The organism is Streptomyces sp. NPDC013157 (assembly GCF_042899865.1).
GTDB lineage: Bacteria > Actinomycetota > Actinomycetes > Streptomycetales > Streptomycetaceae > Streptomyces.
Map to the genome: position 1 here is coordinate 214,763 of NZ_JBIBAK010000011.1, position 26,750 is coordinate 241,512.

24 protein-coding genes are annotated in these 26,750 nt (G+C 71.4%); 16 read left to right on the plus strand and 8 right to left on the minus strand.

The window, feature by feature from the left end; translation table 11 throughout:
• Window positions 1-136 precede the first annotated feature (136 nt).
• From ACFY6U_RS30335 to ACFY6U_RS30355, 5 genes are all read left to right on the plus strand, one after another.
• On the plus strand, window positions 137-1,090 hold the full coding sequence (locus ACFY6U_RS30335; protein ID WP_390043296.1) for a CHRD domain-containing protein: 954 nt from the start codon (window positions 137-139) through the stop codon (window positions 1,088-1,090).
• A gap of 315 nt (window positions 1,091-1,405) precedes the next feature.
• Window positions 1,406-2,668, plus strand: a complete 1,263-nt coding sequence (locus ACFY6U_RS30340; RefSeq protein ID WP_390043298.1) for an outer membrane lipoprotein carrier protein LolA — start codon at window positions 1,406-1,408, stop codon at window positions 2,666-2,668.
• 59 nt (window positions 2,669-2,727) lie between these two features.
• The gene (locus tag ACFY6U_RS30345) at window positions 2,728-3,774 is read left to right on the plus strand and encodes an ATP-binding cassette domain-containing protein (protein ID WP_390043300.1); all 1,047 of its coding nucleotides are present in this window, start codon (window positions 2,728-2,730) and stop codon (window positions 3,772-3,774) included.
• Window positions 3,761-4,648 (plus strand): ABC transporter permease, encoded by an 888-nt coding sequence (locus ACFY6U_RS30350; protein ID WP_390043302.1) that lies wholly within the window; start codon window positions 3,761-3,763, stop codon window positions 4,646-4,648. Before ACFY6U_RS30345 ends, ACFY6U_RS30350 begins: the two co-directional genes overlap by 14 nt.
• 168 nt (window positions 4,649-4,816) lie before the next feature.
• A complete protein-coding gene (locus ACFY6U_RS30355; RefSeq protein ID WP_390043304.1) occupies window positions 4,817-6,034 on the plus strand; it encodes a tetratricopeptide repeat protein in 1,218 nt (405 codons plus the stop codon).
• 9 nt (window positions 6,035-6,043) lie between these two features.
• Here the strand turns inward: ACFY6U_RS30355 and ACFY6U_RS30360 are convergent, their stop codons facing one another.
• The 3 genes from ACFY6U_RS30360 to ACFY6U_RS30370 all read right to left on the minus strand — a co-directional run bounded on the left by ACFY6U_RS30360 (window position 6,044) and on the right by ACFY6U_RS30370 (window position 8,477).
• On the minus strand, window positions 6,044-6,508 hold the full coding sequence (locus ACFY6U_RS30360) for a VOC family protein (RefSeq protein ID WP_390043306.1): 465 nt from the start codon (window positions 6,506-6,508) through the stop codon (window positions 6,044-6,046).
• Window positions 6,509-6,539: 31 nt separating this feature from the next.
• Complete coding sequence (gene rarD, locus ACFY6U_RS30365; protein WP_390043308.1) at window positions 6,540-7,505, minus strand: EamA family transporter RarD; 966 nt, start codon at window positions 7,503-7,505, stop codon at window positions 6,540-6,542.
• Between the two features lie 120 nt (window positions 7,506-7,625).
• The gene (locus tag ACFY6U_RS30370) at window positions 7,626-8,477 is read right to left on the minus strand and encodes an SDR family oxidoreductase (RefSeq protein ID WP_390043310.1); all 852 of its coding nucleotides are present in this window, start codon (window positions 8,475-8,477) and stop codon (window positions 7,626-7,628) included.
• 194 nt (window positions 8,478-8,671) lie between these two features.
• Here ACFY6U_RS30370 and ACFY6U_RS30375 point away from each other — a divergent pair, with 194 nt between their 5' ends.
• Window positions 8,672-9,010: a winged helix-turn-helix transcriptional regulator gene (locus ACFY6U_RS30375; protein ID WP_390043471.1), complete on the plus strand. Its 339-nt coding sequence runs from the start codon at window positions 8,672-8,674 to the stop codon at window positions 9,008-9,010.
• 142 nt (window positions 9,011-9,152) lie between these two features.
• Here the strand turns inward: ACFY6U_RS30375 and ACFY6U_RS30380 are convergent, their stop codons facing one another.
• The 5 genes from ACFY6U_RS30380 to ACFY6U_RS30400 all read right to left on the minus strand — a co-directional run bounded on the left by ACFY6U_RS30380 (window position 9,153) and on the right by ACFY6U_RS30400 (window position 16,088).
• The gene (locus tag ACFY6U_RS30380; RefSeq protein WP_390043312.1) at window positions 9,153-10,250 is read right to left on the minus strand and encodes a 2-oxoacid:ferredoxin oxidoreductase subunit beta; all 1,098 of its coding nucleotides are present in this window, start codon (window positions 10,248-10,250) and stop codon (window positions 9,153-9,155) included.
• On the minus strand, window positions 10,243-12,171 hold the full coding sequence (locus ACFY6U_RS30385; protein ID WP_390043314.1) for a 2-oxoacid:acceptor oxidoreductase subunit alpha: 1,929 nt from the start codon (window positions 12,169-12,171) through the stop codon (window positions 10,243-10,245). The genes ACFY6U_RS30380 and ACFY6U_RS30385 overlap by 8 nt, the downstream gene beginning before the upstream one ends.
• A gap of 202 nt (window positions 12,172-12,373) precedes the next feature.
• Entirely contained in the window at window positions 12,374-13,081 is a 708-nt protein-coding gene (locus tag ACFY6U_RS30390; protein ID WP_351487624.1) for a response regulator transcription factor, read from the minus strand.
• 326 nt (window positions 13,082-13,407) lie between these two features.
• Window positions 13,408-14,763, minus strand: coding sequence for a sensor histidine kinase (locus ACFY6U_RS30395; protein ID WP_390043473.1), 1,356 nt, complete (start codon window positions 14,761-14,763; stop codon window positions 13,408-13,410).
• A gap of 134 nt (window positions 14,764-14,897) precedes the next feature.
• Window positions 14,898-16,088, minus strand: a complete 1,191-nt coding sequence (locus ACFY6U_RS30400) for a sensor histidine kinase (protein ID WP_390043315.1) — start codon at window positions 16,086-16,088, stop codon at window positions 14,898-14,900.
• 249 nt (window positions 16,089-16,337) lie between these two features.
• On the opposite strand from ACFY6U_RS30400, the gene ACFY6U_RS30405 reads away from it, so the two are divergent.
• The 10 genes from ACFY6U_RS30405 to ACFY6U_RS30450 are packed head-to-tail and all read left to right on the plus strand — an operon-like array spanning window position 16,338 to window position 26,613.
• A complete protein-coding gene (locus ACFY6U_RS30405) occupies window positions 16,338-16,748 on the plus strand; it encodes an NADH-quinone oxidoreductase subunit A (protein WP_390043316.1) in 411 nt (136 codons plus the stop codon).
• Window positions 16,739-17,344: an NADH-quinone oxidoreductase subunit B gene (locus ACFY6U_RS30410; protein ID WP_390043318.1), complete on the plus strand. Its 606-nt coding sequence runs from the start codon at window positions 16,739-16,741 to the stop codon at window positions 17,342-17,344. Before ACFY6U_RS30405 ends, ACFY6U_RS30410 begins: the two co-directional genes overlap by 10 nt.
• Window positions 17,341-18,903, plus strand: a complete 1,563-nt coding sequence (locus tag ACFY6U_RS30415) for an NADH-quinone oxidoreductase subunit C (protein WP_390043320.1) — start codon at window positions 17,341-17,343, stop codon at window positions 18,901-18,903. The genes ACFY6U_RS30410 and ACFY6U_RS30415 overlap by 4 nt, the downstream gene beginning before the upstream one ends.
• Window positions 18,900-19,868 carry an NADH-quinone oxidoreductase subunit H gene (locus tag ACFY6U_RS30420; RefSeq protein ID WP_390043322.1) on the plus strand — a complete coding sequence of 323 codons (969 nt, stop codon included), beginning with the start codon at window positions 18,900-18,902 and terminating at the stop codon, window positions 19,866-19,868. Before ACFY6U_RS30415 ends, ACFY6U_RS30420 begins: the two co-directional genes overlap by 4 nt.
• Window positions 19,868-20,458, plus strand: a complete 591-nt coding sequence (locus ACFY6U_RS30425; RefSeq protein ID WP_390043324.1) for a NuoI/complex I 23 kDa subunit family protein — start codon at window positions 19,868-19,870, stop codon at window positions 20,456-20,458. Before ACFY6U_RS30420 ends, ACFY6U_RS30425 begins: the two co-directional genes overlap by 1 nt.
• Window positions 20,455-21,144, plus strand: a complete 690-nt coding sequence (locus ACFY6U_RS30430) for an NADH-quinone oxidoreductase subunit J (RefSeq protein ID WP_390043326.1) — start codon at window positions 20,455-20,457, stop codon at window positions 21,142-21,144. The genes ACFY6U_RS30425 and ACFY6U_RS30430 overlap by 4 nt, the downstream gene beginning before the upstream one ends.
• The gene (gene nuoK, locus ACFY6U_RS30435; RefSeq protein ID WP_390043328.1) at window positions 21,144-21,521 is read left to right on the plus strand and encodes an NADH-quinone oxidoreductase subunit NuoK; all 378 of its coding nucleotides are present in this window, start codon (window positions 21,144-21,146) and stop codon (window positions 21,519-21,521) included. The genes ACFY6U_RS30430 and nuoK overlap by 1 nt, the downstream gene beginning before the upstream one ends.
• Window positions 21,518-23,512: an NADH-quinone oxidoreductase subunit L gene (locus ACFY6U_RS30440; RefSeq protein ID WP_390043330.1), complete on the plus strand. Its 1,995-nt coding sequence runs from the start codon at window positions 21,518-21,520 to the stop codon at window positions 23,510-23,512. Before nuoK ends, ACFY6U_RS30440 begins: the two co-directional genes overlap by 4 nt.
• A gap of 6 nt (window positions 23,513-23,518) precedes the next feature.
• Window positions 23,519-25,093 carry a NuoM family protein gene (locus ACFY6U_RS30445; RefSeq protein ID WP_390043331.1) on the plus strand — a complete coding sequence of 525 codons (1,575 nt, stop codon included), beginning with the start codon at window positions 23,519-23,521 and terminating at the stop codon, window positions 25,091-25,093.
• The gene (locus ACFY6U_RS30450; RefSeq protein WP_390043333.1) at window positions 25,090-26,613 is read left to right on the plus strand and encodes an NADH-quinone oxidoreductase subunit N; all 1,524 of its coding nucleotides are present in this window, start codon (window positions 25,090-25,092) and stop codon (window positions 26,611-26,613) included. Before ACFY6U_RS30445 ends, ACFY6U_RS30450 begins: the two co-directional genes overlap by 4 nt.
• Window positions 26,614-26,750: the final 137 nt, after the last annotated feature.

A 26,750-nucleotide genomic window follows, 5' to 3' on the forward strand; every position in this document is an offset into this window, starting at 1 on the left:
CCGGGCTCCCGGAAAGCAGCCTCCATGTGACTCAGGTCACATGCTTGGGCTGAGTCCAATCCGGGACGTGTTCCGTACTTCTCCGCAGAAGCCGACGCAGGGGGCGTCGGCTGACACAGGGGGAGAAAACGGAATCATGGTCATCGACGCAACGCGCCGCAAGAGCCTCGTCGCCGCTGCCATCACCGTCACCGTCACCGCTCTCGGCTGTACCGCCGTCCCGGCATCCGCCGCCACCGGCCACAGCGACACCAGCTACAGCCACACCAGCCACAGCTCCACCACCTCCGTCGTCCTCGCCGCCAGCCTGCGCGGTGCCAACGAGGTGCCCGTCGCCGGTGGGCCCGCCGTCGGGGACAAGGACGGTGCCGCGCTGGAGTTCATCCAGGTCAAGGGGGACAAGGTGACCGTCGCCGTGACCTGGCGCGGCACCGGCAGGCCCACCGACCTGCACATCCACCAGGGCGCCAAGGGAGCCAACGGCGGCGTCAAAATCGACTTCGGGAAGCTGCTGAAGAAGGCCAGGGGCCACAGTGTCGCGGGCAGCGTCAAGGTCACCGACAAGGCCCTGCTCGCGCAGCTCACCACCGACCCCGGAGCCTTCTACGCCAACCTGCACACCGCCGAGTTCCCCGGTGGAGCACTCCGCGGCCAGTTGCACGCCGTCGCCACGGTCTCCGACCTCAAGGGCGGCTTCCAGGCATCCGTCGTCACCGGCAAGCAGATCTACGAGTGCAAGCCCGCCGACGGCGGCGGCTACGCCTTCGCCCAGCGCGACGTCAGCGCCAAGCTCGGCGGCGGCATCCGCCACTCCTTCGTCGCACCGAACTCCGGTACCCCGCAGTGGGCCGCACCCGACGGCACCGCGGTCACCGGAGCCGTCCTGACCAAGACGGCGAACGGCACCGGCAACATCCCCGAACTGGACCTCAAGACCACCCGGTCCGGCAAGAAGCACGGGCTGCTCGCCCGCACCGGCGAGATCCTGCGCCTCAACACCGTCGGCGGCGTCGCTCCGGCCGGCTCCTGCACCCCGGGTGCCGTCGTCGGCGTCCCCTACCGGGCGGACTACGTGTTCGTGCAGCACTGAGCCGACACGGCACGTGAACTGAGCTGACACGGCACGTGAACTGAGCTGACACGGCACGTGGCAGGAGCAGGCCCGGCACGTGACAGGAGGCGTCTTCGCGGCACGACCCCTACGGGTCGGGGGAGGCGCCTCCGCCCTTGTGTCATACCGCAGGTGTACGCGGAGTTGGCTCCGTGGTCTGACGCTTGTCCGCCCCCGATTTGGTGAGATGGAAACCACGGAAATCACCACCACTCACCGATTCGGGTGAGAATGGCGGCTCAGGGTGGGACACGTGCGAGGACGGCCGCCGCCGACGACGGAGGTAAGGCACACATGGCACCGTACGAATCCGACGACAGCACGGGGGCCACGCAGGCCGACGGCGAGCTGCGCGACGAGATGCGCGCCGAGCGACGGCGCAAGGCCGCACGATACGTCGTCCCCGTCGCGGTGGTGGGCGTGGCCGCAGCCACCATCGGCCTGGTCCCGGCACTCGCCGACTCCGGCGACCCCGACCTGCCGAAGATCACCGCGCAGGAGCTCATCGACAAGATCGCCAAGTCGGACGTGCAGCAGTTGTCCGGCACCGTGAAGATCAGCACCGACCTCGGCCTGCCCGACCTCGGCGGTCTGGAGAGCAGCCTGATGTCCGGGGCGGCCCAGGGCGGCGGCGACGGCTCGTCCGCCGACCCGACCAGCAAGCTCACCGAGCTGGCCTCCGGCACGCACACCCTGCGGGTGGCCGCCGACGGCCCCGAGAAGCAGAAGGTGTCGGTGCTGGAGAGCGGCGCCGAGTACAGCCTCATCCACAAGGGCGCCGACGTGTGGGGCTACGACAGCAAGTCGAACGAGGTCTACCACTCCACCGCCGCCGACTCCGGCAAGGCCGAGCAGCACGAAACCCCGGCCACCCCCAAGGACTTCGCCGACGAGGTCCTCAAGTCGGTCGACGACACCACCTCGGTGACGGTCGACGGCACCGCCCAGGTGGCCGGCCGGGACGCCTACCGGCTCGTCGTCAAGCCCAAGCAGTCCGGCACGACGGTCGGCGCGATCAGCATCGCGGTGGACGCCAAGACCGGTACGCCGCTGAAGTTCACACTCACCCCGTCGAGCGGCGGAGCTGCCGTCGTCGATGCCGGCTACACCCAGATCAGCTTCGCGAAGCCGGCCGCCTCCACCTTCGACTTCACCCCGCCCAAGGGCGCCAAGGTCACCGAGGGCGACAAGGCCGGCAAGGCGGGCGGGGCCGATGAGGGCACCGGGACGGACCAGGGCGGCAAGGCCTCCGAGGCGCCCGGCCACGGTTCCGCCAAGGACCTCGACAAGTCCGGCTTCGACGTCCTCGGCAAGGGCTGGAACTCCATAGCAGTCCTCGACACCGGCAGCAAGGGAGGCGTGCCCACCGGCTCCGCTTCCGGCAGCGGCGACCTGAGCGGCTTCCTCGGCTCGCTCGGCGACCCTGTCTCCGGCAAGTTCGGCAAGGGCACCGTCTTCTCCACCCGGCTGATCAACGCCCTGATCACGGACGACGGGAAGGTATATGTCGGCGCCGTGGACAAGGCTGCGCTGGTGAAGGCGGCCGACGCGGGGTAGCAGAGGGGCAGCGCGGCTTCGGTGAGTACCCTCTGCCGCACGACGAATCGAGGGAGCCGATGGACCGACCGTCCGTCACGGAGCGGGAGCCGGAGGACCCCGGGGACTCCCCGAGCCCCGGGGAGTCCCGGCGTCCCGGGGGCCCGGACGCCCCGGGGGACGACGCGTCGGTGGCCGCGGGTGTCATCGACACCCGTGGCCTCACCAAGCGCTACCGCGGCGGACAGCTCGCCGTGGACGGTCTCGACCTGACCGTCCCCGCGGGCAGCGTCTTCGGCTTCCTCGGCCCGAACGGCTCCGGCAAGACCACCACCATCCGCATGCTGATGGGCCTGATCGCACCCACCTCGGGCACCGCCCGCGTCCTCGGCCACCCGATGCCGCGCGCCTCCCGCGTCGTACTGCCACACGTCGGTGCCCTCATCGAGGGCCCGGCGCTGTACGGCTTCCTCTCCGGCCGCGACAACCTGCTGCGGTACGACGCAGCCGACCCGGCCGCCGACCCGCGCACCCGGCGCGCCCGCGTCGAGGCCGCCCTGGACCGGGTGGGCCTCGGGGCCGCCGCGGCCAAGAAGGCGAAGGCCTACTCCCTCGGCATGAAGCAGCGCCTGGGCCTCGCCGCCGCGCTGCTCCAGCCCCGCAAGCTGCTGGTCCTGGACGAGCCGACCAACGGCCTCGACCCGCAGGGCATGCGGGAGATCCGCTCCCTGGTGCGGGAACTGGCCGGGGACGGCACCACCGTGTTCCTCTCCTCCCACCTCCTCGACGAGATCGAGCAGGTCTGCACCCACGCGGCCGTGATGGCGCAGGGACGGCTGATCGCCCAGGGCGCGGTGGCCGACCTGGCGGCCGGGGCGCGCGGTCGGCTCGTGGTGGCCACCCCGGACCCCGTGGAGGCGGCCCGGGTGCTCAAGGAACAGGGCGTCGCGGACGTCGTCGTCGCCGAGGACCGGGTGACCGGCGAGCCGCCCGAGCGCGACCTCGCCGAGGTGAACGCGGCGCTCGTCACCGCGGGCGTCCGGGTCCGCGGCTTCACCGTGGAACGGGCCTCGCTGGAGGACGCGTTCGTGGCACTGACCGGGGAGGGTTTCGATGTCGCGGGCTGACCTGGCCGCCGTGGACACGGCGGCCGTACGGCCGAACCCGCTGTGGAGCCTCGGCCTGCTGCGCAGCGAACTCGTCACCACGTTCCGCCGCTGGCGCACCCTCGCCCTGCTCGGTGTGCTGGCGGCGGTGCCGATCCTCGTCGGGGTCGCCGTCAGGATCGAGACGCGGGGCGGCGGACAGGTCGGCCGGGGCGGCGGCGACGGCCCGGCGTTCATCACCCAGGTCACCAACAACGGACTGTTCCTGGTGTTCACGGCGCTGGCCGCGACGCTCCCGTTCTTCCTGCCGATGGCCGTCGGGGTGGTGGCCGGGGACGCGATCGCGGGTGAGGCCGACGCCGGCACCCTGCGCTACCTGCTGGTCGCGCCGGCGGGCCGTACCCGCCTCCTGCTCGGCAAGTACGCGACGACGATGGCCTTCTGCCTGGTCGCGACCCTGGTGGTGGCGGCCTCCGCACTCGCCGTCGGCGCGCTCCTCTTCCCGCTCGGCGACCTGACGACGATCTCGGGCACCCGGATCTCCTTCGCCGACGGTCTCGGCCGCGCCCTGCTGATCGCTCTGGTGGTCGCCGCGTCCCTGGCCGGCGTCGCCGCCCTCGGCCTGTTCGTGTCCACCCTGACCAACAGCGGCATCGCGGCGATGGCGACGACCGTGGGCCTGGTCATCACGGTCCAGATCCTCGACCAGATACCCCAGTTGCACGCGCTGCAGCCGTACTTCTTCTCCCACTACTGGCTGTCCTTCGCCGACCTGATGCGCGACCCCGTCTACTGGGACGACCTGGTCAAGAACCTGGAGCTGCAGGCCCTGTACACGGCGGTGTTCGGATCGGCGGCCTGGGCGCGGTTCACCACGAGGGACATCACCGCCTAGCGGATGCCCTAGGGTCCTGGTCAGGCCGCGCCCCGCCGGGCACTCCTTCCTGGTGCGAGGCTGTGACGTCGCGGTGACGTGCGAGCCGTGCCGAGCGGAGACACTGGACCGTACGCACGAGTACGACCTGGGTACGACCGGATGGTGACGCCGGGGGAATGAGGGCCGATGTCCCGACTCAGCCGCGAGGAGAAGCGGGAAGTCCAGCAGGAGGGGCGCCTGGCACCCGTCGACGTCCGGGTGGCGGGCGCGGCGGCGTCCGTGGACGGCGTACCGCTGCTCCCGGGCCCCGGTGAGGAGCCCCAGCAGGCGGTTCTCAACCACCTCCAGCGCCTCGCCCGCGCCAGCGGCCGCCCGGTCCTCGCCACCGTCCACGACACCCGCATCGGCTACGTCGTCCCCCTTCAGGTGAACCTGGACGGTTCCAGCAGCTTCACGGGTGACCCGGTACGACTGGCCGCACCGGCCGCCGAACCCATGGAACAACCCGCACCGAGGACATCCGCGCCGACGGCACCGGCACCGGCGCCGAAGGAACCCGCGCAGGCCGCGGCGCCGGCGTTCCCCCAGCAGGTGTTGCATGCGGCACCGCAACCGCCCGCCGCCCCGCCGGCACCGCCCGCCCCGTCGACCGTCCCGCCGGCCGTGGTCCCGCCTCTGCCGCCCACGCCCGGCACCGTGCGGCCGCCCACCGGAGTCTTCGGCCCGCCGCCCGTCATGAGCCCTCCCGCCCCCGCGCCTGCCCCCGCCCCCGCTCCGTCCTCTGAGAAGGCCCCCGCCCCCGCCCCGGTAGAGCCGTTGGCAGACCGGGACCGGGACCCGGACCCCGACCCGCGCTTCACCCCCACCCCCGCCCGCGGCTTCGACGCGGTCGCCGAGGAGGTGCTCGGGGACGAGCCCGTGACGCTGACGGCGGAAGGGGCCGCGCTGCTCACCGAGCCGGTGGCGCGGATCAACGAGGCCGTCCGGACGGGCCGTATCGAAGCGGCGGCCGAGCTCGCCGAGCGCACCGTCGCCAAGGCCGCCGCGGTCCTCGGCGAGGACCACACCGAGGTCCTGCACCTGGGCGAGCTGACCGCGTACATCTCCTACCTGGCGGGCGACCCGGTGCGGGCCTTCCACCTCTCCCTGGACCTGGCCCGGCAGCGCCGGCACACGCGGGACGGCGAGGCGGCGTACGGGAACGTGCGGAGCGCGGCGACCGCCTGGCGCGCGGTGCGCGACCCCGAGCACGGACTGCGCCTGGGCCGCGAGCTGATCGACCTGTGGGCGCAGCTCACCGCCGAGGGCGGACCGGCGGCCGACGACGCCGAGGAACTGGAGTCGGCCCGCGCCCGGATGGCCCGCCTCACGGAACGCGCCCGTCGCGCGGCCGGGAACGCCTGAGCGTCGCCGTCACTGCACGCAGAACTCGTTGCCCTCCGGGTCGGCCATCACGGTCCACGCCCCGGAGGGCTCGGAGACATGCCGCACCATGACCGCGCCCAGCGCCTCGAGGCGCGCCACCTCGTCCGCCCGCCGCCCCTCCCCGGCGTGCAGGTCGATGTGGAGCCTGTTCTTGCCGGACTTCGCCTCCGGCACCCGCTGGAACAGCAGCCGCCGCCCCAGTCCCGTCCCGCGCTCCTCGTCGTACGGGTCGTCCGGGTGCCGTACGGCGATCAGGTCGCGGAAGGCGGCACGGCCGTGGTACTCCAGGGTGGCCGCGCCCGGCAGCGCGCCCAGCTCCAGCAGCCGTTCCACGAACACGCTGTTGTCCTCGGCCACGTAGTGCAGCGCGGCGGCCCAGAAGTCGGCCTGCGCGTGCGGGTCACGGGCGTCGACGACGAGCTTCCAGTGCAGGGGTGCGGGCGTCTGCGTCATGCCGCCCACTTATAGCCGACGGCCCGGACGGTCACACCTGGGTTGCGGGAGTCTCCACGACCGGGGCGGCCGGCCGTGGTAGAGGCGCCACCGCGAGTGCTCGTGCGGCCCGGCGGGCGGTGCGCAGCGCATCCCAGGTGAGCAGGGTGAGGGCAAGCCAGACCAGGGCGAAGCCGGCCCAGCGCGCGGCGGGCATCGCCTCGTGGAAGTAGAGGATGCCGAGCAGGAACTGGAAGACCGGCGCCAGGTACTGCAGAAGACCGAGCGTGGAGAGCGGCACGCGGATCGCGGCGGCGCCGAAGCAGACCAGTGGGACGGCGGTGACGATGCCGGTGGAGGCCAGCAGGGCCGCGTGCCCGGCGCCGTCGTTGACGAAGCTGGACTCGCCGTGGCCGGCCAGCCACAGCAGATAGCCGAGCGCCGGCAGGAACTGGATCGCCGTCTCTGCCGCGAGTGACTCGATACCGCCGAGGTTGACCTTCTTTTTGACGAGCCCGTAGGTGGCGAAGGAGAAGGCGAGGACGAGGGAGATCCACGGCGGCTGCCCGTAGCCGACGGCCAGCACGACGACGGCGGCGAATCCCACGCCCACCGCCGCCCACTGCGCGGGCCGCAGCCGTTCCTTCAGCAGCAGCACGCCCATGGCGATGGTCACCAGGGGGTTGATGAAGTAGCCGAGGGAGGCCTCGACCACGTGCCCGGCGTTCACGGCCCAGATGTAGACGCCCCAGTTGACGGTGATCACGGCGGCGGCGACCGCCACCAGGGCCAGTCGGCGCGGTTGCCGCAGCAGCTCGCCGGCCCAGGCCCAGCGCCGTACGAAGACGAGTGCGACGGCGACGAAGACGAGGGACCACACCATCCGGTGGGCCAGGATCTCCACCGACCCGGCGGGCTTCAGCAGCGGCCAGAACAGGGGGACCAGCCCCCACATCCCGTAGGCCGCGAAGCCGTTCACCAGTCCTGTCCGCCGCTCACCCTTCGATATGCCGGCCACCGGCCCTCCTCACACCCAGCATCAGCACGCCGGGACGAAGGTAGCGCCGGGCACCCCGGTCTGTCATGGCCGTATCGGCATACGGTCATGACAGGCCGGGGTGGCTCGTCTTGGCGGTGCCTACTTGAGGGCGGCGGCGATCGCCTCGGAGATCGGGGAGGTCGGGCGACCGGCCAGGCGGGAGAGGTCGCCGGAGTCGACGACCAGCTCGCCCTTGGCGATCGACACGTCGACGCCGACCAGGATCGCGGCGAACATCTCCGGCACGCCGGCGCCCGTCAGGATGGACTGGAGCGTCTCGCCGGGCACCGCGTTGTACGCGATCTCCTTGCCGGTCTGCTTCGTGAGCTCGGCCGCGTACTCGGCGAAGCTCCAGGCGACGTCGCCGCCGAGCTCGTACGTCTGGTTCTCGTGGCCCTCGCCGGTCAGCACGGCCACCGCGGCGGCCGCGTAGTCGGCGCGGGAGGCCGAGGAGACCCGGCCCTCGCCGGCGGCCGCGACGACGGCGTTGTGCTCCAGGACCGGGGCGAGGTTCTCGGTGTAGTTCTCGTGGTACCAGCCGTTGCGCAGCAGGGTGTACGGCAGGCCGGAGGCGAGCAGCACCTCCTCGGTGGCCCGGTGGTCGTCCACCAGCGAGGCGTGCAGGCTGCCCGGGGCGCTGGTGTACGCCAGCAGGGCGACGCCGGCCGCCTTGGCGGCGTCGATGACGACCTTGTGCTGGGCGGGACGGCCCTTGTCGAACTCGTTGCCGGAGATCAGCAGCACCTTGTCGCCGGCGGCGAAGAGACCGTCGAAGGTCTCGGGGGTGTTGTAGTCCGCCACGGCGATCGTCACGCCCCGGGCGGCGAAGTCGGCGGCCTTGGCCTCGTCGCGCACGACGGCGGTGATCTGCTCGGCCGGGACCTTCTCCAGCAACTGCGTCACGACGTGACGGCCGAGGTGTCCGGTGGCTCCGGTGACAACGATGCTCATGGTGTGCGATCTCCTTGTGGGGTTCCGATGCCACTAACCCTAGGGGAAGCGCTAACCACAGGAAAGTACCCACTTTGAAGTAAGGTACTGGCATGCCCGTAAGTGCCTCCGAAGCCCGAGCCGAAGTCGCAGCCCGAGCCGAAGTCGAAGTCGTAGCCGCACCGCGGACCGGGACGTATGTCGTCGGCGCGGAGATGTGCCCGTACCGCCTGGTCCTGGAGCACGTCACCAGCCGCTGGGGCGTCCTGGTCCTGATCCAGCTTCTCGACCGTCCGCACCGCTTCAGCGAGCTGCGCCGCGCGATCGGCCGGGTCAGCGAGAAGATGCTCACCCAGACCCTCCAGACCCTGGAACGCGACGGCCTCGTCCACCGCGACGCCAAGCCCGTCATCCCGCCCCGCGTCGACTACTCCCTCACCGACCTCGGCCGCGAGGCCGCCCAACAGGTGCGGGACCTGGCCCTGTGGACCGAGCGGCGGATGGCGGACGTGGAACGGGCCAGGAAGGCGTACGACGACGCCAAGCGCGCCTGACGCCTGCCCTGCAGCCATCGCGCCTGCAGGCCATCGCCTGCAGGGCAGGCTGGAAGGCCCTGAGGCCGCTGCGGACGCGAGTGGGGGCCCGGACGCACCGTCCGGGCCCCACTCGCACACTCACACTCGCGACTTCCCGGGGTCAGCCCACGACCGTCCAGGTGTCCCCGCCGGCCAGCAGGGTCGCGAGGTCGCCCTTGCCGTGCTGTTCGACCGCGGTGTCCAGCTGCCCGGACATCTGCACGTCGTAGACGGGGCGTTCCACCGAGCGGAAGACGCCGAGGGGCGTGTGGTGCAGGGAATCGGGGTCGGCCAGCCGGGACAGCGCGAAGGCCGTGGTCGGGGAAGGGGAGTGGGCGTCGTGGACGAGGACCTCGGACTCGTTGTCCGCGGTCACGTCGACCACCTTCAGGTCACCGGTGAGCCGGTCGCGTACGACACCGCGCGCGTCGTCCGCGCCGAAGCGGATGGGCTTCCCGTGCTCCAGGCGGATCACCGCCTCCTCGGCCGACTGCTTGTCCTTGAGGGCGTCGAAGGCGCCGTCGTTGAAGATGTTGCAGTTCTGGTAGATCTCGATCAGGGCCGTGCCCGGGTGGGCGGCGGCCGCGCGCAGCACCTCGGTGAGGTGCTTGCGGTCGGAGTCGATCGTGCGGGCGACGAAGGACGCCTCCGCACCGATCGCCAGCGACACCGGGTTGAACGGGGCGTCCAGTGAGCCCATCGGTGTCGACTTGGTGATTTTGCCGACCTCGGAGGTCGGTGAGTACTGCCCCTTCGTCAACCCGTAGATGCGGTTGTTGAAGAGGAGGATCTTCAGGTTGACGTTGCGGCGCAGGGCGTGGATGAGGTGGTTGCCGCCGATCGACAGCGCGTCACCGTCACCGGTCACCACCCACACCGACAGGTCACGCCTGCTGGTCGCCAGCCCGGTCGCGATCGCGGGGGCGCGGCCGTGGATGGAGTGCATGCCGTACGTGTTCATGTAGTACGGGAAACGCGACGAGCAGCCGATGCCCGAGACGAAGACGATGTTCTCCTTCGCCAGTCCCAGTTCCGGCATGAACCCCTGTACGGCGGCCAGGATCGCGTAGTCACCGCAGCCCGGGCACCAGCGCACCTCCTGGTCGGACTTGAAGTCCTTCATGGACTGCTTCGCCTCGGCCTTGGGGACGAGCTGCAGCAGCCCGTCGTCGGCGTCGGTCCTGGCGTCGGTCCTGGCGTCGGTCATGGCGTCAGTCATGGATGGCCTCCTTGAGCGCCGTGGCGAGCTGCTCGGCCTTGAACGGCATGCCGTTGACCTGGTTGTACGAATGCGCGTCCACCAGGTACTTCGCCCGGATGAGGGTGGCGAGCTGACCGAGGTTCATCTCGGGGATCACCACCTTGTCGTACCCCCTCAGCACGGCCCCGAGATTCCTCGGGAACGGGTTGAGGTGCCGCAGATGCGCCTGCGCGATCGGCTCACCGGCCGCGCGCAGCCGCCGTACCGCCGCCGTGATCGGCCCGTACGTCGATCCCCAGCCGAGCACCAGGGCGCGCGCTCCGTCCGGGTCGTCGACCTCGAGGTCGGGGACGTCGATGCCGTCGATCTTGGCCTGCCGGGTGCGGACCATGAAGTCGTGGTTGGCGGGGTCGTAGGAGATGTTGCCCGTGCCGTCCTGCTTCTCGATGCCGCCGATGCGGTGTTCGAGACCGGGCGTGCCGGGGACGGCCCACGGGCGGGCCAGCGTCTGCGGGTCGCGTTTGTACGGCCAGAAGACCTCGGTGCCGTCCTCAAGGGTGTGGTTGGGGCCGCTCGCGAACTGCACCCGCAGGTCGGGAAGCTCCTCCAGCTCCGGGATCCGCCAGGGCTCGCTGCCGTTGGCCAGGTAGCCGTCGGAGAGCAGCATCACGGGCGTCCGGTACGTCAGCGCGATCCGGGCCGCCTCCAGCGCCGTGTCGAAGCAGTCGGCCGGCGTGCGCGGGGCGATCACCGGGACCGGTGCCTCGCCGTTGCGGCCGTACATCGCCTGCAGCAGGTCCGCCTGCTCGGTCTTGGTCGGCAGCCCGGTGGACGGCCCGCCCCGCTGGATGTCGACGACCAGCAGGGGCAGCTCCAGCGAGACCGCGAGCCCGACCGTCTCCGCCTTCAGGGCGACACCGGGGCCGGAGGTCGTCGTCACCGCCAGCGAGCCGCCGAACGCCGCCCCCAGGGCCGCGCCGATGCCGGCGATCTCGTCCTCGGCCTGGAAGGTCCGCACACCGAAGTTCTTGTGCTTGGACAGCTCGTGCAGGATGTCGGAGGCCGGGGTGATCGGGTACGACCCGAGGAACAGCGGCAGGTCCGCCTGCCGGGACGCGGTGACCAGGCCGTAGGCCAGGGCCAGGTTCCCGGAGATGTTCCGGTATGTGCCGACCGGGAACGCGGTCGTCGCCGGAGCGATCTCGTAGGAGACGGCGAAGTCCTCCGTCGTCTCGCCGAAGTTCCAGCCCGCCCGGAAGGCCGCCAGGTTGGCTTTCATGACCTCGGGTTTGCGGGCGAACTTCTGCTGGAGGAATCTCTCCGTGCCCTCGGTCGGCCGGTGGTACATCCATGACAAGAGGCCGAGCGCGAACATGTTCTTGCTGCGCTCGGCCTCCTTGCGGCTGAGGTCGAATTCCTTCAGTGCCTCCACGGTGAGCGTGGTCAGCGGCACCGGATGGAGGCTGTAGCCGTCGAGTGACCCGTCCTCCAGGGGCGAGGCGTCGTAGCCGACCTTCTGCATCGCCCGTTTGGTGAACTCGTCCGTGTTGACGATGATCTCCGCGCCGCGCGGCAGATCCCCGATGTTCGCCTTCAACGCGGCCGGGTTCATCGCGACCAGTACGTTCGGCGCATCACCCGGGGTGAGGATGTCGTGGTCGGCGAAGTGCAACTGGAACGACGAAACCCCCGGCAGAGTGCCTGCGGGGGCCCGGATCTCGGCGGGGAAGTTCGGCAGGGTGGACAGATCGTTGCCGAAGGACGCGGTCTCCGACGTGAACCGGTCACCGGTGAGCTGCATACCGTCACCCGAGTCCCCCGCGAACCGGATGATCACCCGATCGAGGCGCCGGACGGCCTTCACACCGCCCGGCTTGCGCTGCTCTCCAACGACGGTTCCGTCGGCCTGTTCCGTTGTCCTGCTGACCTGGCTGGTCACTGAACTGGACCTCCTTCGAGGCGGCTGCCCGGGCGTGGCCGTCCCACGGACCATCCCGTAATCAACCCTACGTCGGTTAGGGTCGCCTTCCCGTGCCTGCTCGCATGCTGGACGGAGTTCTGAGACGACCTGTCGCCCTGACTTGTCACGATTTTCCCTCCCCCTGGCCGCCATCCGGTGCCGACACGGTGCCGTCGGCCCGTCAGGAGTTCAGATACGTCAGAACGGCCAGAACACGCCGGTGATCACCGTCGCTCTGGGAGAGCCCGAGCTTGAGAAAGATGTTGCTGACGTGCTTCTCGACGGCTCCGTCGCTCACGACCAGCTGCCGGGCGATCGCCGAGTTCGTCCGCCCCTCGGCCATCAGCCCCAGCACCTCCCGCTCCCGCGGGGTGAGGCCCGCCAGCACGTCCTGCTTGCGGCTCCGCCCCAGCAGCTGGGCGACGACCTCCGGATCGAGCGCCGTACCTCCTTCGGCGACCCGCACCACGGCGTCCACGAACTCCCGCACCTCGGCGACCCGGTCCTTCAGCAGGTACCCCACGCCCCGGCTGGAACCGGCCAGCAGTTCGGTGGCGTAGCGCTCCTCCACGTACTGCGACAGCACCAGCACCCCGAGCCCCGGATGCGTCTTCCGCAGCCGAACGGCGGCCCGGACGCCCTCGTCCGTGTGTGTCGGCGGCATGCGCACATCCGCGACGACGACGTCCGGCAGCGCGCCCTGGGCATCCAGGTCGGCGATGGTCTTGACCAGCGCCTCCGCGTCCCCGACGCCCGCGACGACGTCATGCCCCCGATCGGTCAGCAGCCGGGTCAGCCCCTCCCTGAGCAGCACGGAATCCTCGGCGATGACCACCCGCACCCTGTCCTCCACGATCTCCCGGCCCCCCACACCCCGTCCGGCGTACATGCCTGCCCTGTCCGAAAGTCCAGCATTCCAGCATTCGGATCGGAGTGCGTGCGGGTAACGACAGGAGGCGAACCAAAACAGGCCGCGGGGTACGGACGAATGCCGGTCCGCACCCCCTCTCGGCCCGCACTCCCTCTCAGCCCGTCCGGCGTTTGAGGACGAGAGCCGGTCCGCACCCCCACCAGCCCGTCCGGCGTTTGAGGACGAGGCCGTTCAGACCGAAGCGGGGGTCCGGGGGCGGCAGCCCCCGAAACGGGCGGTCGAAGGGGGCCCACCCCCTGGAAGGACGGGACACGGGTAGGGGCGGCGGGGGCGAGAACCCGCCCTCAGCCACGCCAGGGCAGCTCCGCCGTCACCCGCGTAGGCCCGCCCACCGGCGAGTCCACCACCAGGATCCCGTCGACCGCGTCCAGCCGCTCGGCCAGCCCCGCCAGCCCCGACCCCCTCGCCGTGTCCGCACCCCCCACCCCGTCGTCCACGACCTGCAGCATCAACCGGTCCGCACTCCGCCACACATCCACCGTCGCCTCACTCGCCCGCGCGTGCTTGCTGACGTTCTGCAGCAACTCGGACACCGTGAAGTACGCGATCCCCTCGATCGCCGCCGCCGGCCGCTCCGCCAGATCGACCTCCACCCGCACCGGCACCGTGCACCGCGAGGCCACCGAGGACAGCGCCGCATCCAGCCCCCGGTCGGTCAGCACCGCCGGATGGATCCCGCGGGCCAGGTCCCGCAGCTCCTGCAGCGCGGTCTTCACCTCACCGTGCGCCTCGTCCACCATCCGTGCCGCGACCTGCGGATCCTCTCGCAGCTTCTCCTTCGCCAGCCCCAGATCCATGGCCAGCGCCACCAGCCGCGCCTGCGCCCCGTCGTGCAGATCCCGCTCGATCCGCCGCAGATCGGCGGCGGCGGTGTCCACGACGACCCCCCGGTCCGACTCCAGCTCCACCACCCGCGACGCCAGCTTCGACGGCCCCAGCAGCCCGTTCACCATCACCCGGTCCACCAGCGTCAGCGCCCGGACGATCCACGGCGTGGCCAGCGTGAACAGCAGTCCCACCAGCGCGGTCACCGTGATCTCGAACGGGTTGTCGAGGTAGACGCTGTGGTGAGCGTCGCCGTACAGCTGGAGCCCGCCCTGCCCGGCCCACATCGGGAACACCCAGAACCACAGCGGGTACGTCAACAGGGCCCAGCCGTACGCCCAGAAGTTGAGGGCTACGACGAAGGAGAACATCGACCAGGGGAACTGCAGGACCGCGTACAGCAGATGACGCCAGGACGTGCCGCTCTTCAGCACCGCGCCGACCCAGGCGAAGAACCCCGGCTTGCGCATCCGCAGCGGCTCCGGGTCGGCCACCTCCAGCTTCAGCAGCCCGCGCGCGCGTGCCCGTTCCAGTGCCCCGAAGCCACGGCACCCGGCGAGGGCCACCGCCAGCAGCGGGATCCCGACGAAGGTCACCAGCAGCCCGGCACCGAGGGACAGCATCGTCACGGTCCACACGAACAGCGTGACGCCGACCGGCAGGCCCAGCAGGACATAGCCGAACTCACGCCAGCTGCGCGCCTCGAACGGCGCCCGCAGCACCGCCGGCACCCGATGCGGGCGCTCGCCGTACGGCTCGTAGCCGTATCCGTGGTCCTGCCCGTACCCGTACTCGTGTCCGTACTCCGTGGCCATCGGCGCCGTCCCGTCCTGTTCCAGCCTCATCGGCCCTGTCCTGCCGTATCTCCACCCTGCTCTGCCGCAGATCGCGGAACCATGGAGTCCGTCGGCGTCTTGAGCGGGGGGTTTTCCCCACCCCCTGCGCCGCCCTACGCCCGGTCGCGCCAGGGCAGCTCCGCGGTCACCGTCGTGGGCCCACCGGCCGGTGAGTCGACGACGAACAGGCCGTCGACCGCGCCCAGCCGGTCCGCCAGCCCGCGCATCCCGGAGCCGCCGTCCAGGCTCGCCCCGCCGCGCCCGTCGTCCCGTACCTGGATCAGCAGCCGGTCGTCGGCCCGCCACACGTCCACCGAGGCGGTACGCGCCCCGCTGTGCTTGCTGATGTTCTGCAGCAGCTCGGAGACGGTGAAGTAGGCGATGCCCTCGATCGCGGGCGCCGGTCTGGACGGCAGGTCGGCGGTCACCTGGACCGGCACCGTGCAGCGCGAGGCGACCGAGGACAGCGCCGCGTCCAGCCCCCGGTCGGTCAGCACCGCCGGATGGATACCCCGGGCGAGATCCCTGAGCTCCTGCAACGCCAGCTTCACCTCGCCGTGCGCCTCCTCGACCATCGCGGCGGCCGCGTCGGGATCCTCCAGGAGCTTCTCCTTCGCCAGGCCGAGCCCCATCGCCAGATTGACGAGCCGGGCCTGCGCGCCGTCGTGCAGATCCCGCTCGATGCGCCGCAGGTCGGCGGCGGCCGTGTCGACGACCACCCCCCGGTCCGACTCCAGTTCGGCGATACGGCGCTCCAGCTCGTCGGAGGGCGACAGCAGGCCGCGCACCATCGCCCGGTCCACGTTCGCCAGCCCGCGCGCGACGAACGGCAGTACCGGCCACAGCACGAACAGCGAGACCAGCGTGACGCAGAAGGTGAGGACGCCCCACGGCAGCCGGATGAAGTCGTACAGCAGCGTCCGCCAGCCCACCGGGTCCTTCAACGTCATCCACAGCCGCCCGGAGCGCGCACCGCGCCGGTTCCACGGCAACGGGGTCGGCTCCTCCACCCGCACCCCGAGCAGCGCACGCGCGCGTGCCCGTTCCAGCTTCCCCAGCTGCCGGGCGCCCAGCAGGGTCAGGGCGAGCAGGGGTATGCCGATCACCGTCAGCGTCAGTACACCGCTCACCCACACCGTCGTGACGACATAGACGAAGCCGAACAGCGACATCGGCAGATTCAGCAGGAGGTGCGCGATCTCCTTCCAGGTGTGACCGTCGAAGGCGAAGCGCACGGGCGGCAGTCGCTCGCGGTGCTCACCGTCGTCGGCGAAGATGGGGGATCGGGGTGCTGGTGCGGTCATATGCGCCAGCGTGCCGTGTGCCGTGGCACGACGCCATGGAGTTCCCCGCCCGGGCCCCCCTGGGGAAAACCCCACCAGCCGGCTCCGGTCCCGTGTCTCCGGGGTGTCCCACCGCGTGACTGCCTGCTTACCGTGTCTTTATCAGGGCCTAGACTCCCGTGCGTACAGATCGTCGAATCAAGAGTTGACTGAGGTCACGGCACCGGGCCGGTCAGGCCCGTGGTCTGTCGAGGGAGTGAGGGACGGGCGATGCGGGAGACGGTGGGCGGTGAACCGACCGTGGTCCTCGCCGCGGACTACTTCGCGTCCTACTCGGTCGTGGGACTGCTGACGCTGGTCGGCGTGGTCTTCGTCGCCGTGGCCTTCGGCGCCGGCAAGCTGCTGCGCCCGGTTGTCCCCACCCCCGAGAAACTCCTCACCTACGAGTGCGGCGTCGATCCCGTCGGCGAGGGCTGGGCCCACACCCAGGTCCGCTACTACGTCTACGCCTTCCTCTACGTCATCTTCGCCGTCGACTCGATCTTCCTGTTCCCCTGGGCGACGGTCTTCGCCGCCCCCGGCTACGGCGCGACCACGCTCGTGGAGATGTTCGTCTTCCTCGGCTTCCTCGCCGTCGGCCTGCTGTACGCATACAAGAAGGGCGTCCTGACATGGACGTGACGCCGGAACCCGTGCCGCTGCCGGAGCCGAAGCGGCTGGGCACGCTCGCCCGCCTCGCCCCCGAACCGATGAAGGTCGTTCTCAACTGGGGCCGCCGCTACTCGCTCTGGGTCTTCAACTTCGGTCTCGCCTGCTGCGCGATCGAGTTCATCGCCGCGTCGATGGCCCGCCACGACTTCATCCGCCTCGGCGTGATCCCCTTCGCGCCGGGCCCCCGCCAGGCCGACCTCATGGTGGTCTCGGGCACGGTCACGGACAAGATGGCCCCGGCGGTCAAGCGGCTGTACGAGCAGATGCCCGAACCGAAGTACGTCATCTCCTTCGGCGCCTGCTCGAACTGCGGCGGCCCCTACTGGGACTCCTACTCCGTCACCAAGGGCGTCGACCAGATCATCCCCGTCGACGTCTACGTCCCCGGCTGCCCGCCGCGCCCCGAGGCGCTCCTCCAGGGCATCCTCAAACTCCAGGAGAAGATCGCGGCGGAATCCCTGGGCGAGCGCTACGGCACCCCCCGCCCCTCCGCCGCGGCCCTCCAGAGCGGCCTGGTCCTGCCGCCGGCCCCCACGGGGGCCGAGCACGAAGGGGACACGCGATGACGGCCCCGGCCGGCTGGCTGCCGGCCCCCGTCGAGGAACTCTTCGGCACGGACGCCACGGCCGACGAGTCCTACGACGTCCTGACGGTCGACGTTCCTCCCTCCTTCTGGCTCGCCGCCCTGGAGATCGCCCGTACGACTCTTTCCTGCACCTACTTCGACTGGCTGAGCGCGGTCGACGAACCCGGCACCGGATTCCGCGTCTCCGCCCACGTCGTCGCCCTCGCCCCGGTCCGCCGGCTGCTCCTGCGCACGACGGTCCCGCACGCCGCCCCCGAACTCCCGTCCGCCGTCGGCGTCTACGCGGGCGCCCGCTGGCACGAACGCGAGACCCACGAGATGTTCGGCGTCCGCTTCACCGGCCACCCCGGCCTGGACCACCTCCTCCTCCCGGAGACCTTCGAGGGTCACCCCCTCCGCAAGGACTTCGTGCTCGCCGCCCGCGTCGCGAAGGCCTGGCCCGGCGCCAAGGAACCGGGCGAGTCCGACCACGGCGGTCCCAAGCGCCGCCAGATGCTCCCGCCGGGCGTCCCCGACCCGAACGAGTGGGGCCCCCTCAAGGGCCAACTCCCGGCCGCCCCCGCCCGCCCGGCCCGCACCGCGGCAAGCCGCGCAGCAGGCGACCGGCCGCCCCGCGCGGCCGACGACCGCCCGGTGCGCCGCTCCCGCACGGCCGCGGAGGGCTCGGCGAGCCAAGCGGCCGAGGCCGCCGAGGCGACTGCGGCGCCGGGTGCGGCGGGGCCGACGGCCACTCGGCGCAGGGCACGGAGCGCGAGCGCGGGGTCCGCTTCACAGCGGGCAGCCTCCGGTGCGGAGGACGCGCCCACTGAGGCCGCTCCGGAAGGCGCCGGCGCAGAGGGGACCGTTCGGGCGGCGGGGCCGTCGGCTGCTCCCCGGGGGCCACGCCGGACGCGTACTGCCTCGGGCGGCTCCGCTTCCCAGCGCGCGCAGGAAACGGAGACGGAGGCAGAGACGGACACGCCGGAGGTGCCTGCCACCCCGGCCCGCCCCGCAACCCCCCGCAGCTCGGACGCGCCGTGGCACCACGCCCGTCCGGCCTTCGATGAACCGGAGGCCGGGGGGCCAGGTGGCGGAACGTCGGCCGACCCGACGGAGGGTGCCGAGACCGGGACCAGGGCAGAGGAGCCGGCGGCGGGGGAGCCGACGGGACCGGACCCGACCGGGCCGGAGCCGACCGGGCCGGAGGCGACCGGACCGGAACCGACCGGGCCGGAGCCGACCGGACCGGACCCGACCGGGCCGGAGCCGACCGGACCGGAGCCGACCGGACCGGAACCAACCGGACCGGAACCAACGGCCTCGGCGTCGGGTTCGGATCCGGGGGAGTCGAACCCGGCCGCGCCCGCGGAGCCCGAGCCGAACCCTGCCGAGTCCGCGCAGCCCGGGGAGCCCGGGGCGCCCGGCTCCGAACCATCAGCCCCGGAGGCACCGGCCTCCGAAGCCCCCACCCCTGAGCCCGCGCCAGAAGCTCCTACCCCCGACGACACCGCCCCCGAACACCCCGCCCGCGACGACGACCCCCCAGGAGGCCCGCAGTGAACGACGCTCTGGACGTCGCCCTGCGACTCCTCCTCGTGTTCGTCGTCTTCCTCACCTTCCCTCTGATCGTCGGTCAGACCGAGCACAAGGTGATGGCCCATATGCAGGGCCGCCTCGGCCCGATGTACGCCGGTGGTTTCCACGGCTGGGCCCAGCTGATCGCCGACGGCGTGAAGTTCGCGCAGAAGGAGGACGTGGTCCCGGCCGGCGCGGACCGCCGCGTCTTCCAACTGGCCCCCGCGGTGGCCCTCCTCCCGTATCTGCTCGTGCTGCTCGCCATCCCGATCGGCCCGGGCGAGGGCGCGGTCGGCCAGGTCCTGGACGCGGGTGTGTTCTTCGTGCTGGCCGTGATGGGCGTCGGCGTCCTCGGCTCGCTCATGGCCGGCTGGGCCAGCGCCAACAAGTTCTCCCTCCTCGGCGGCCTGCGCACCGCCGCCCAGCTCCTCGCCTACGAACTCCCGATGCTGCTCGCCGCCGCCTCCGTGGCGATGGCGGCCGGTACCGTCTCCCTGCCGGGAATCGTCGGCGCCTTCCACTGGTGGTGGCTGCCCTGGCAGATCACCGGCGGCCTGGTCTTCTTCGTCGCCGGCCTCGCGGAACTCCAGCGGCCCCCCTTCGACATGCCCGTCGCCGACTCCGAGATCATCTTCGGCGCGTACACCGAGTACACCGGCCTGCGCTTCGCCCTGTTCCTGCTCGCCGAGTACGCCGGGATCGTCGTCCTGTGCGGCCTGACCACCGTCCTCTTCCTGGGCGGCTGGCACGGCCCGTGGGGTGCGGACGGTCTCGGCTGGCTGTGGACCCTCCTGAAGACGGCGCTCCTCGCCTTCGTCGTGATCTGGCTCCGCGTGACCTACCCCCGGTTGCGCGAGGACCAGCTGCAGAAGTTCTCCTGGACCCTCCTCGTCCCCCTTTCTCTCGCCCAGATCGCCCTCACCGGCATCGTCAAGGTGGTGATCTCCTAGTGGCCCCCATCCCTGGCTCGGGCCTGGCCAAGGGCCTGGCCGTCACCCTGCGCACGATGACCCGGAAGTCGGTCACCGAGCAGTACCCGGACGCCCTTCCCGACCTCCCGCCCCGCACCCGCGGTGTGATCGGGCTGTTCGAGGAGAACTGCACGGTCTGCATGCTCTGCGCCCGGGAGTGCCCCGACTGGTGCATCTACATCGACTCCCACAAGGAGACCGTCCCGGCGGCGGCCCCGGGCGGCCGTGAACGCAGCCGCAACGTCCTGGACCGCTTCGCCATCGACTTCTCCCTGTGCATGTACTGCGGTATCTGCATCGAGGTGTGTCCTTTCGACGCCCTGTTCTGGTCCCCGGAGTTCGAGTACGCCGAGACCGACATCCGCGAGCTCACCCACGAACGCGACAAGCTCCGTGAGTGGATGTGGACGGTCCCGGCCCCGCCCGCCCTCGACCCCGGCGCGGAGGAGCCGAAGGAGATCGCCGCCGCCCGCAAGGCCGCTGAGAAGCTCGAGGCCGCCCAAGCTGCCCAGGCCGCTCAGACCGAGCAGGCCGCCGACCGGGTCGAGCCGGGGGAGGGGGAGGCGTGAGCCCGCTCGCCCAAGCGCCGCACGGCTTCCTGTCCCCGACCGGCGTCGAGATCGCGTTCCTTCTCGTCGGCCTGGTCACCTTCGGCGCCGCCCTCGTCACGGTCACCACCCGCCAGCTGGTGCACGCCGCCCTGTGGCTGGTGGTCGCCCTCGGCGGGCTCGCCGTCGAATACCTCCTGCTCACCGCCGAGTTCATCGCCTGGGTGCAGGTCCTCATCTATGTGGGTTCCGTCGTCGTCCTCCTTCTCTTCGGTCTGATGCTCACCAAGGCCCCGATCGGCCGCTCCCCGGATGCCGACTCCGGAAACCGCTGGGTCGCGCTGGCCGTCGCCGTGGCCGCCGCGGCCGCTCTGGTCTGGGTGGTCGTGGACGCGTTCCGTACCACCTGGATCGACCTGGACGGCGCCGCCGCCGGCTCGACGAAGGTCACCGGCGCGAGCCTCTTCCAGAACTGGGTCCTGCCCTTCGAGGCCCTCTCCGTCCTCCTCCTGGCGGCCCTGGTCGGCGCGATCGTCCTGTCCCGGAAGGCGAAGGCGGAGTCGGCCCCGCCCCCCGTGAACGGCCGGGTCGTCACGCAGAGTTCCCCCTCCGCCACGGATTCCGGGATTCACCCGATCGAGCAGGAAAGCGATCAGGAGAACGAGCGGGAATCCGAGCAGGAATCCGAGCAGGAAGGCGCCCGCTGATGCACCTCGCCTATCCCGCCGTTCTCTCCGCTCTCCTCTTCTGCACCGGCCTGTACGGCGTCCTCGCCCGCCGCAACGCGATCCTGGTCCTGATGTCGGTCGAGCTGATGCTCAACGCCGTCAACCTCAACCTCGTCGCCTTCGACGTCTGGCTGAGCAAGGCTGCCCGGGACGCACTGCACTCCGGCCAGGCCCTGACCCTGTTCACCATCGCCATCGCCGCCGCCGAGATCGGCATCGGCCTGGCGATCGTCCTCGCCGTCTACCGCAACCGCGGCACCTCGGACATCGACCGGCTCCGCGACACCGCCGAGGGCCACGGGGGCGGCACGCCCACGGGCGGGTCGGCCGACGAGAAGGCTGAGGCCACCGCGTGACCACGACCACCCTCGCCGTCCTCGTCCCCCTCCTGCCCTTCCTCGGCGCCGCCGCCGGACTGCTCCTGGGGCGCACCGCTCCCGGGTTCGTCCGCCCGCTGGCGGTCCTGCCGGCGCTCGCCGCGCTGGCCCTCGCCTGCACGGTCGCCGCCGACCAGGGCGGCGGCCAGGCCGTGGACGCCCACACCGAGCTCACTCCGACCGGCTCGGTCCCGATCGAACTCGCCCTGCACATCGACGGCTTCGCCGCCCTCGTCGCGGTCCTGGTCGCCTTCGTCGCCACCTGCGTGCAGATCTACTCGACCGGCTACCTCCGCGACGACCCGCGCTACCCCTCGTACGCCGCCCTCGTCTCCCTGTTCACCTCCGCGATGCTGCTGGTCGTCTACTCCGGCGACCTGATCGTGCTGCTGGTCGGCTGGGAAGTCATGGGCATCTGCTCCTACTTCCTGGTCGGCCACTACTGGGAGACTCCCGAGGCGCGCGCCGCCTCCGTCAAGGCCTTCCTGGTCACCAAGCTCGGCGACGTGCCGTTCCTGATCGGCCTGTTCGCGCTGGCCACCGACGCCGGGTCGTTCCGCATCACCACGGTCCTCGGCACCGTCGCGAACGGCGGGCTGCACCATCCGACCCTGGTCGGCCTGCTGCTCCTGTGCGGCGTGGCCGGCAAGTCCGCGCAGTTCCCGCTGCACACCTGGCTCCCCGACGCGATGGCCGGCCCGACCCCCGTTTCCGCGCTGATCCACGCCGCGACGATGGTCGCCGCCGGTGTCTACTTCGTCGCCCGTCTCCTTCCGGTCTTCGAGGCCAGTGCGGCCGTGATGGTCGTCCTCGCCGTCATGGGCGCCGTCACGATGGTCGGTTCGGCCCTCGCCGCGCTCGCCCAGGACGACATCAAGCGCGTCCTCGCCTACTCGACGATCGGTCAGCTCGGCTACATGACCGGCGCCCTCGCCGTCGGCGACCGTGGTGCCGCCGTCTTCCACCTCCTGTCCCACGGCGCCTTCAAGGCACTGCTCTTCCTCGCTGCCGGCGTGATCATCCACGCCTCGGGCACCAACTCGCTGGCCGTCATGTCCCGCACCTCCGGCCTGCGCGACCGCGTCCCGGACGCCTACTGGACGATGACCGTGGCCCTGCTCGCGCTGGCCGCGATCCCTCCCTTCAGCGGCTTCTTCTCGAAGGAGTCCGTCCTGGGCGCCGCCGAGCATGTCGCCACCGGCCACACCGAGCACGCCCCCGGCAGCGCCGGCTGGATCGTCCTGGTCGCAGGCCTCGTCACCGCCCTGCTCACCGCCGCGTACGCGACCCGGCTGTGGCTGCTCACCTTCCGGGGCCGGGGGGCCGAGGCACCGGACCACGGCAGGCAGCCGCTGTCCATGACCGTCGTCCTGTGGGTCCTGGCCGTGCCGTCCCTCGCGTTCGGCGGGTTCGCCTACCGGTCGCTGCCCGGCTGGTTCGACGGCCGCGCCCTCACCCCGACCCTGACCACCTCGATCCTCGGCACCGGCCTCGCGCTCGTCGGCGGACTCGTCACCTACGGCGCCTGGCAGCGCACCAGGACGCCGGCCGCCCGCGCCCCGCTGGGTGCCGTCGCCGCCCACCCGGAGGGCGACGCCGGACTGGTCGAGGCCGAGGCCATCGCCGCACACAGGCCCGCGTTCGGCGACGTGGCCTACGCACCCGATCCGGCGGACCCCGGCCGGCTGCTGCTCGGCCCGCTGCACCGGCACGCGGCCGAAGGCTTCCACCTGGATGCCGTCTACGACGCGCTGTTCGTCCGCCCGGTCCTGGCCGCGGCGAGCCTCGTCCAGTTCCTCGACCGCGAGGTCGTCGACACCTACGTCCGAGGCGCGGCCGCCGCGCCCCGCCTGCTCGGCGCCGCCGTACGGCGCGCCCAGACCGGCAACGTCCAGACCTATGTGAGCGCGCTGCTCGCCGGCACCGTCGTCCTGGCGGTCGCCGTCCTCCTCGTCGCCACGGGAGCGTGAGCAGGCGTGATCGATATCAGCGAGTCCGTGATGCAGTTCCTTCTGGCATTGATCGTCGTAGGCCCGCTTCTCGGCGCCGTCGCCGCCCTGCTGCCCGCCCCGCCCGGGCTGAAGGGGAAGTCGCCCGAGCAGGCCGTACTCCGGCACGGCGTGACCGTGACCGGCGCGATCCTCGTCGCCGCGATCGTCCTCGCGCTCGGCTTCGACAGCGGCCACCCGTCGAAGATGCAGGCCACGACCGACATCAGCTGGATCCCCGCACTCGACGTGCGCATCCACCTCGGCATCGACGGCATCTCCCTCCCCCTCGTGGTCCTGACCGCGCTGCTGACCTTCCTCTGCGCGCTCTACTCGTACTTCAACCCGCCCGCCGGGCCGTCCCCGAAGGCCTTCGTCGCCCTGCTGCTCGTCCTGGAATCCGGCGTCCTCGCGAGCTTCGCCGTCCTCGACCTGCTGCTGTTCTTCCTCGCGTTCGAGACGGTGCTCATCCCGATGTACTTCCTCATCGCCCGCTGGGGCGGGGCGGGACGGACCCGGGCCGCCTGGAAGTTCATCCTCTTCACATTGCTCGGATCCGTCGTCATGCTGCTCGGCCTGCTCCTGATCGGAATCAAGGCGGGCACCTTCGACATGGTGGCACTCGCCACTGACAACGGCCGGTCGCTGACCACATCCGTGCAGGTCATCGCCGTTCTTGCGATCGGGATCGGGCTCGCGGTCAAGACCCCGATGTGGCCGCTGCACAGCTGGCTGCCGGACGCCCACACCTCCGCGCCCACCGTCGGCTCCGTGCTGCTGGCCGGTGTCCTGCTGAAGATGGGCACGTACGGGTTCGTCCGGATCCTGCTGCCGGCCGCGCCCGACGGTTTCCGCACCTTCGCGCCCTATCTGGCCGCCTTCGCAGTCGTCGGGATCATCTACGGGTCGTTGGCCTGCCTGAACCTGGCCAAGCGCGGTGCGAAGGGCGACCTCAAACGGCTGATCGCCTACTCCTCCGTCGGCCACATGGGCTTCGTCCTGCTCGGTATCGCCACCATGACCCCGACCGGCGTCAACGGCGCCCTGTTCGCCAACATCGCCCACGGCCTCATCACCGGCCTGCTGTTCTTCCTGGTCGGCGGCCTGAAGGACCGCACCGGCACGACCGACCTGGACACCCTGGCCGAGGAGACGGGGGCCGCGCTGTACGGCAGGGCACCGCGCCTCGGCGGACTGCTCGCGTTCGCCGCCGTCGCCTCGCTCGGGCTGCCGGGACTCGCCGGGTTCTGGGGCGAGATGCTGGCCCTGTTCGGCTCGTTCAAGCCCGCCGCCGGCCTCAGCCGCCCGGCCTTCCTGACCTTCATGGCGATCGCGGCCTTCGGCACCCTGCTGACGGCCGCCTACATGCTGGCCGTGGTCCGCCGCGTGTGCATGGGCGCCGCATCGCAGGAAGTGCCGAGGCTCGCGGACGTCCGCAGCTACGAATTCGCGGCCTGGACCCCGCTCGTCGCCCTCACCGTCGTCGCCGGACTGTGGCCGAAGGCCCTGCTCGGCCTGACCGACCCGGCCGTGCAGCAGCTCCTCGCAGGAGGCACCCGATGAGCGCCCTGGCCCAGCCGCTGGCCGCGAACCTCGTCCAGTCCGTCGACTGGCTCGCCATCGCCCCACCCACCCTCACCGCGGTCGTCGGCCTGGTCGTCCTGGTCGCCGACCTGTTCGTACCCGAGGCCAGGAAGCCGCTCCTCGGCTGGATCTCGGTCGCCGGACTCGCCGCGGCCGCCCTCCTGCTGCTCCCGCTCCTCGACCACGACCGCAGCACCTTCTGCCTGACCGGCAGCACGCGCGCGTGCAGCTACACAGCTGACCGGTTCACCCTGGTCGTGCAGTTCCTCGTCCTCGGCGGTGCCCTGCTCACGGCCCTGCTGTCCGTCACCACCCTGAAGGACGGCAACCGCCGCTTCCCCCAGGGCGAGTTCTGGTTCCTGCTGCTCTCCTCGGCCGCCGGCGCCGCCCTGCTGCCTGCCTCCCGCGACCTCGCCACCCTGATCGTCGCCCTGGAGGTCGCTTCCCTCCCCGCCTTCGCCCTCGTCGGCATCCGGCACGGCGACGAGAGGTCCTCGGAAGCGGCCCTGAAGTTCTTCCTGTCCTCGGTGACCGCGACTGCCGTCAGCCTCATGGGTATCAGCTTCGTGTACGCCACCACCGGCAGCCTCTACCTCACCCAGATCGCCGGCCGCCTCCAGCACGTCGACGGACAACTGCACACGCTCGCCCAGACGGGCGTCGTCCTCACCCTTGTGGGTTTTGCGTTCAAGACGGCCGCCGTCCCCTTCCACTTCTGGGTGCCCGACACCTACGTCGGAGCCCCGCTCCCGATCGCCGCGTACCTGTCCGTCGTCGGCAAGGCCGTCGGCTTCTCCGGGCTGATCCTGGTCACCGTCGTTGCCTTCCCGTCGTACGCCGACGTCTGGGGCCCCGCGCTCACCGCCCTGGCCGCGCTCACCATGACCATCGGCAACGTCGCGGCCCTGCGCCAGCAGGCCACGCGCGCGTACAGCGCGGTACGACTGCTCGCCTGGTCGTCGGTGGGCCAGGCCGGCTATCTCCTGGTGCCGATCGCCGCCGCCGGATACACCGCGGACGCCCAGAAGGCCGTCGGCTCCACCGTCGCCTACGCCCTCATGTACGCCGCCGTGAACCTCGGCGCCTTCGCGGTGGCCGCCGCCGTCGCCCGTACCGCGCGGCTCAACCGGATCTCCGACTATCGCGGCCTGTACGCCAGGAACCCGCTCACCGCCCTGCTCCTGGCGTTCTTCCTGCTGTGCCTCGCCGGACTCCCGCCCGGCATCATCGGCCTGTTCGCCAAGGTCACCGTCTTCTCGGCGGCCGTTCACGCCGGCCTCGGCTGGCTCGCCGTCGTCATGGCCGTCAACGTCGTGATCGCCCTCTACTACTACCTCCAGTGGACGGCCCTGCTGTTCCGTGCCCCTGAGGGCGAGCCCGCCAGGCACCGCCTCCCCGCCCCTCTCACGGCCGCGCTCGCCCTCACCGGCACCCTCGGCGTCGTCCTCTCCGGCGCTCCGCAGCTGGTACTGCGCTTCGCCACCACCGGCCTGTTCTGACGGCCTCACGCGCGCGTGCGAACCCGTCCGCGCCCGGGCGCTGCCTCTCACCCGGACGGCTCACCCGGCGCACAGCGGACACAAGGGAACTAGTGGCCGTCGCCTGGCGTTGACCAGTGCGGGAGGGTCCACTGGAC

Bases quoted from the DNA above. Each gene is read 5' to 3' on its own strand.
- nuoK (WP_390043328.1), top strand. From the start codon at position 21,144: ATGCACCTCGCCTATCCCGCCGTTCTCTCCGCTCTCCTCTTCTGCACC.
- ACFY6U_RS30345 (WP_390043300.1), top strand. From the start codon at position 2,728: ATGGACCGACCGTCCGTCACGGAGCGGGAGCCGGAGGACCCCGGGGAC.
- ACFY6U_RS30390 (WP_351487624.1), bottom strand. From the start codon at position 13,081: ATGTACGCCGGACGGGGTGTGGGGGGCCGGGAGATCGTGGAGGACAGG.
- ACFY6U_RS30405 (WP_390043316.1), top strand. From the start codon at position 16,338: ATGCGGGAGACGGTGGGCGGTGAACCGACCGTGGTCCTCGCCGCGGAC.
- ACFY6U_RS30355 (WP_390043304.1), top strand. From the start codon at position 4,817: ATGTCCCGACTCAGCCGCGAGGAGAAGCGGGAAGTCCAGCAGGAGGGG.
- ACFY6U_RS30370 (WP_390043310.1), bottom strand. From the start codon at position 8,477: ATGAGCATCGTTGTCACCGGAGCCACCGGACACCTCGGCCGTCACGTC.
- ACFY6U_RS30410 (WP_390043318.1), top strand. From the start codon at position 16,739: ATGGACGTGACGCCGGAACCCGTGCCGCTGCCGGAGCCGAAGCGGCTG.
- ACFY6U_RS30335 (WP_390043296.1), top strand. From the start codon at position 137: ATGGTCATCGACGCAACGCGCCGCAAGAGCCTCGTCGCCGCTGCCATC.
- ACFY6U_RS30375 (WP_390043471.1), top strand. From the start codon at position 8,672: ATGTGCCCGTACCGCCTGGTCCTGGAGCACGTCACCAGCCGCTGGGGC.
- ACFY6U_RS30340 (WP_390043298.1), top strand. From the start codon at position 1,406: ATGGCACCGTACGAATCCGACGACAGCACGGGGGCCACGCAGGCCGAC.
- ACFY6U_RS30415 (WP_390043320.1), top strand. From the start codon at position 17,341: ATGACGGCCCCGGCCGGCTGGCTGCCGGCCCCCGTCGAGGAACTCTTC.
- ACFY6U_RS30400 (WP_390043315.1), bottom strand. From the start codon at position 16,088: ATGACCGCACCAGCACCCCGATCCCCCATCTTCGCCGACGACGGTGAG.
- ACFY6U_RS30450 (WP_390043333.1), top strand. From the start codon at position 25,090: ATGAGCGCCCTGGCCCAGCCGCTGGCCGCGAACCTCGTCCAGTCCGTC.
- ACFY6U_RS30395 (WP_390043473.1), bottom strand. From the start codon at position 14,763: ATGGCCACGGAGTACGGACACGAGTACGGGTACGGGCAGGACCACGGA.
- ACFY6U_RS30360 (WP_390043306.1), bottom strand. From the start codon at position 6,508: ATGACGCAGACGCCCGCACCCCTGCACTGGAAGCTCGTCGTCGACGCC.
- ACFY6U_RS30350 (WP_390043302.1), top strand. From the start codon at position 3,761: ATGTCGCGGGCTGACCTGGCCGCCGTGGACACGGCGGCCGTACGGCCG.
- ACFY6U_RS30380 (WP_390043312.1), bottom strand. From the start codon at position 10,250: ATGACTGACGCCATGACCGACGCCAGGACCGACGCCAGGACCGACGCC.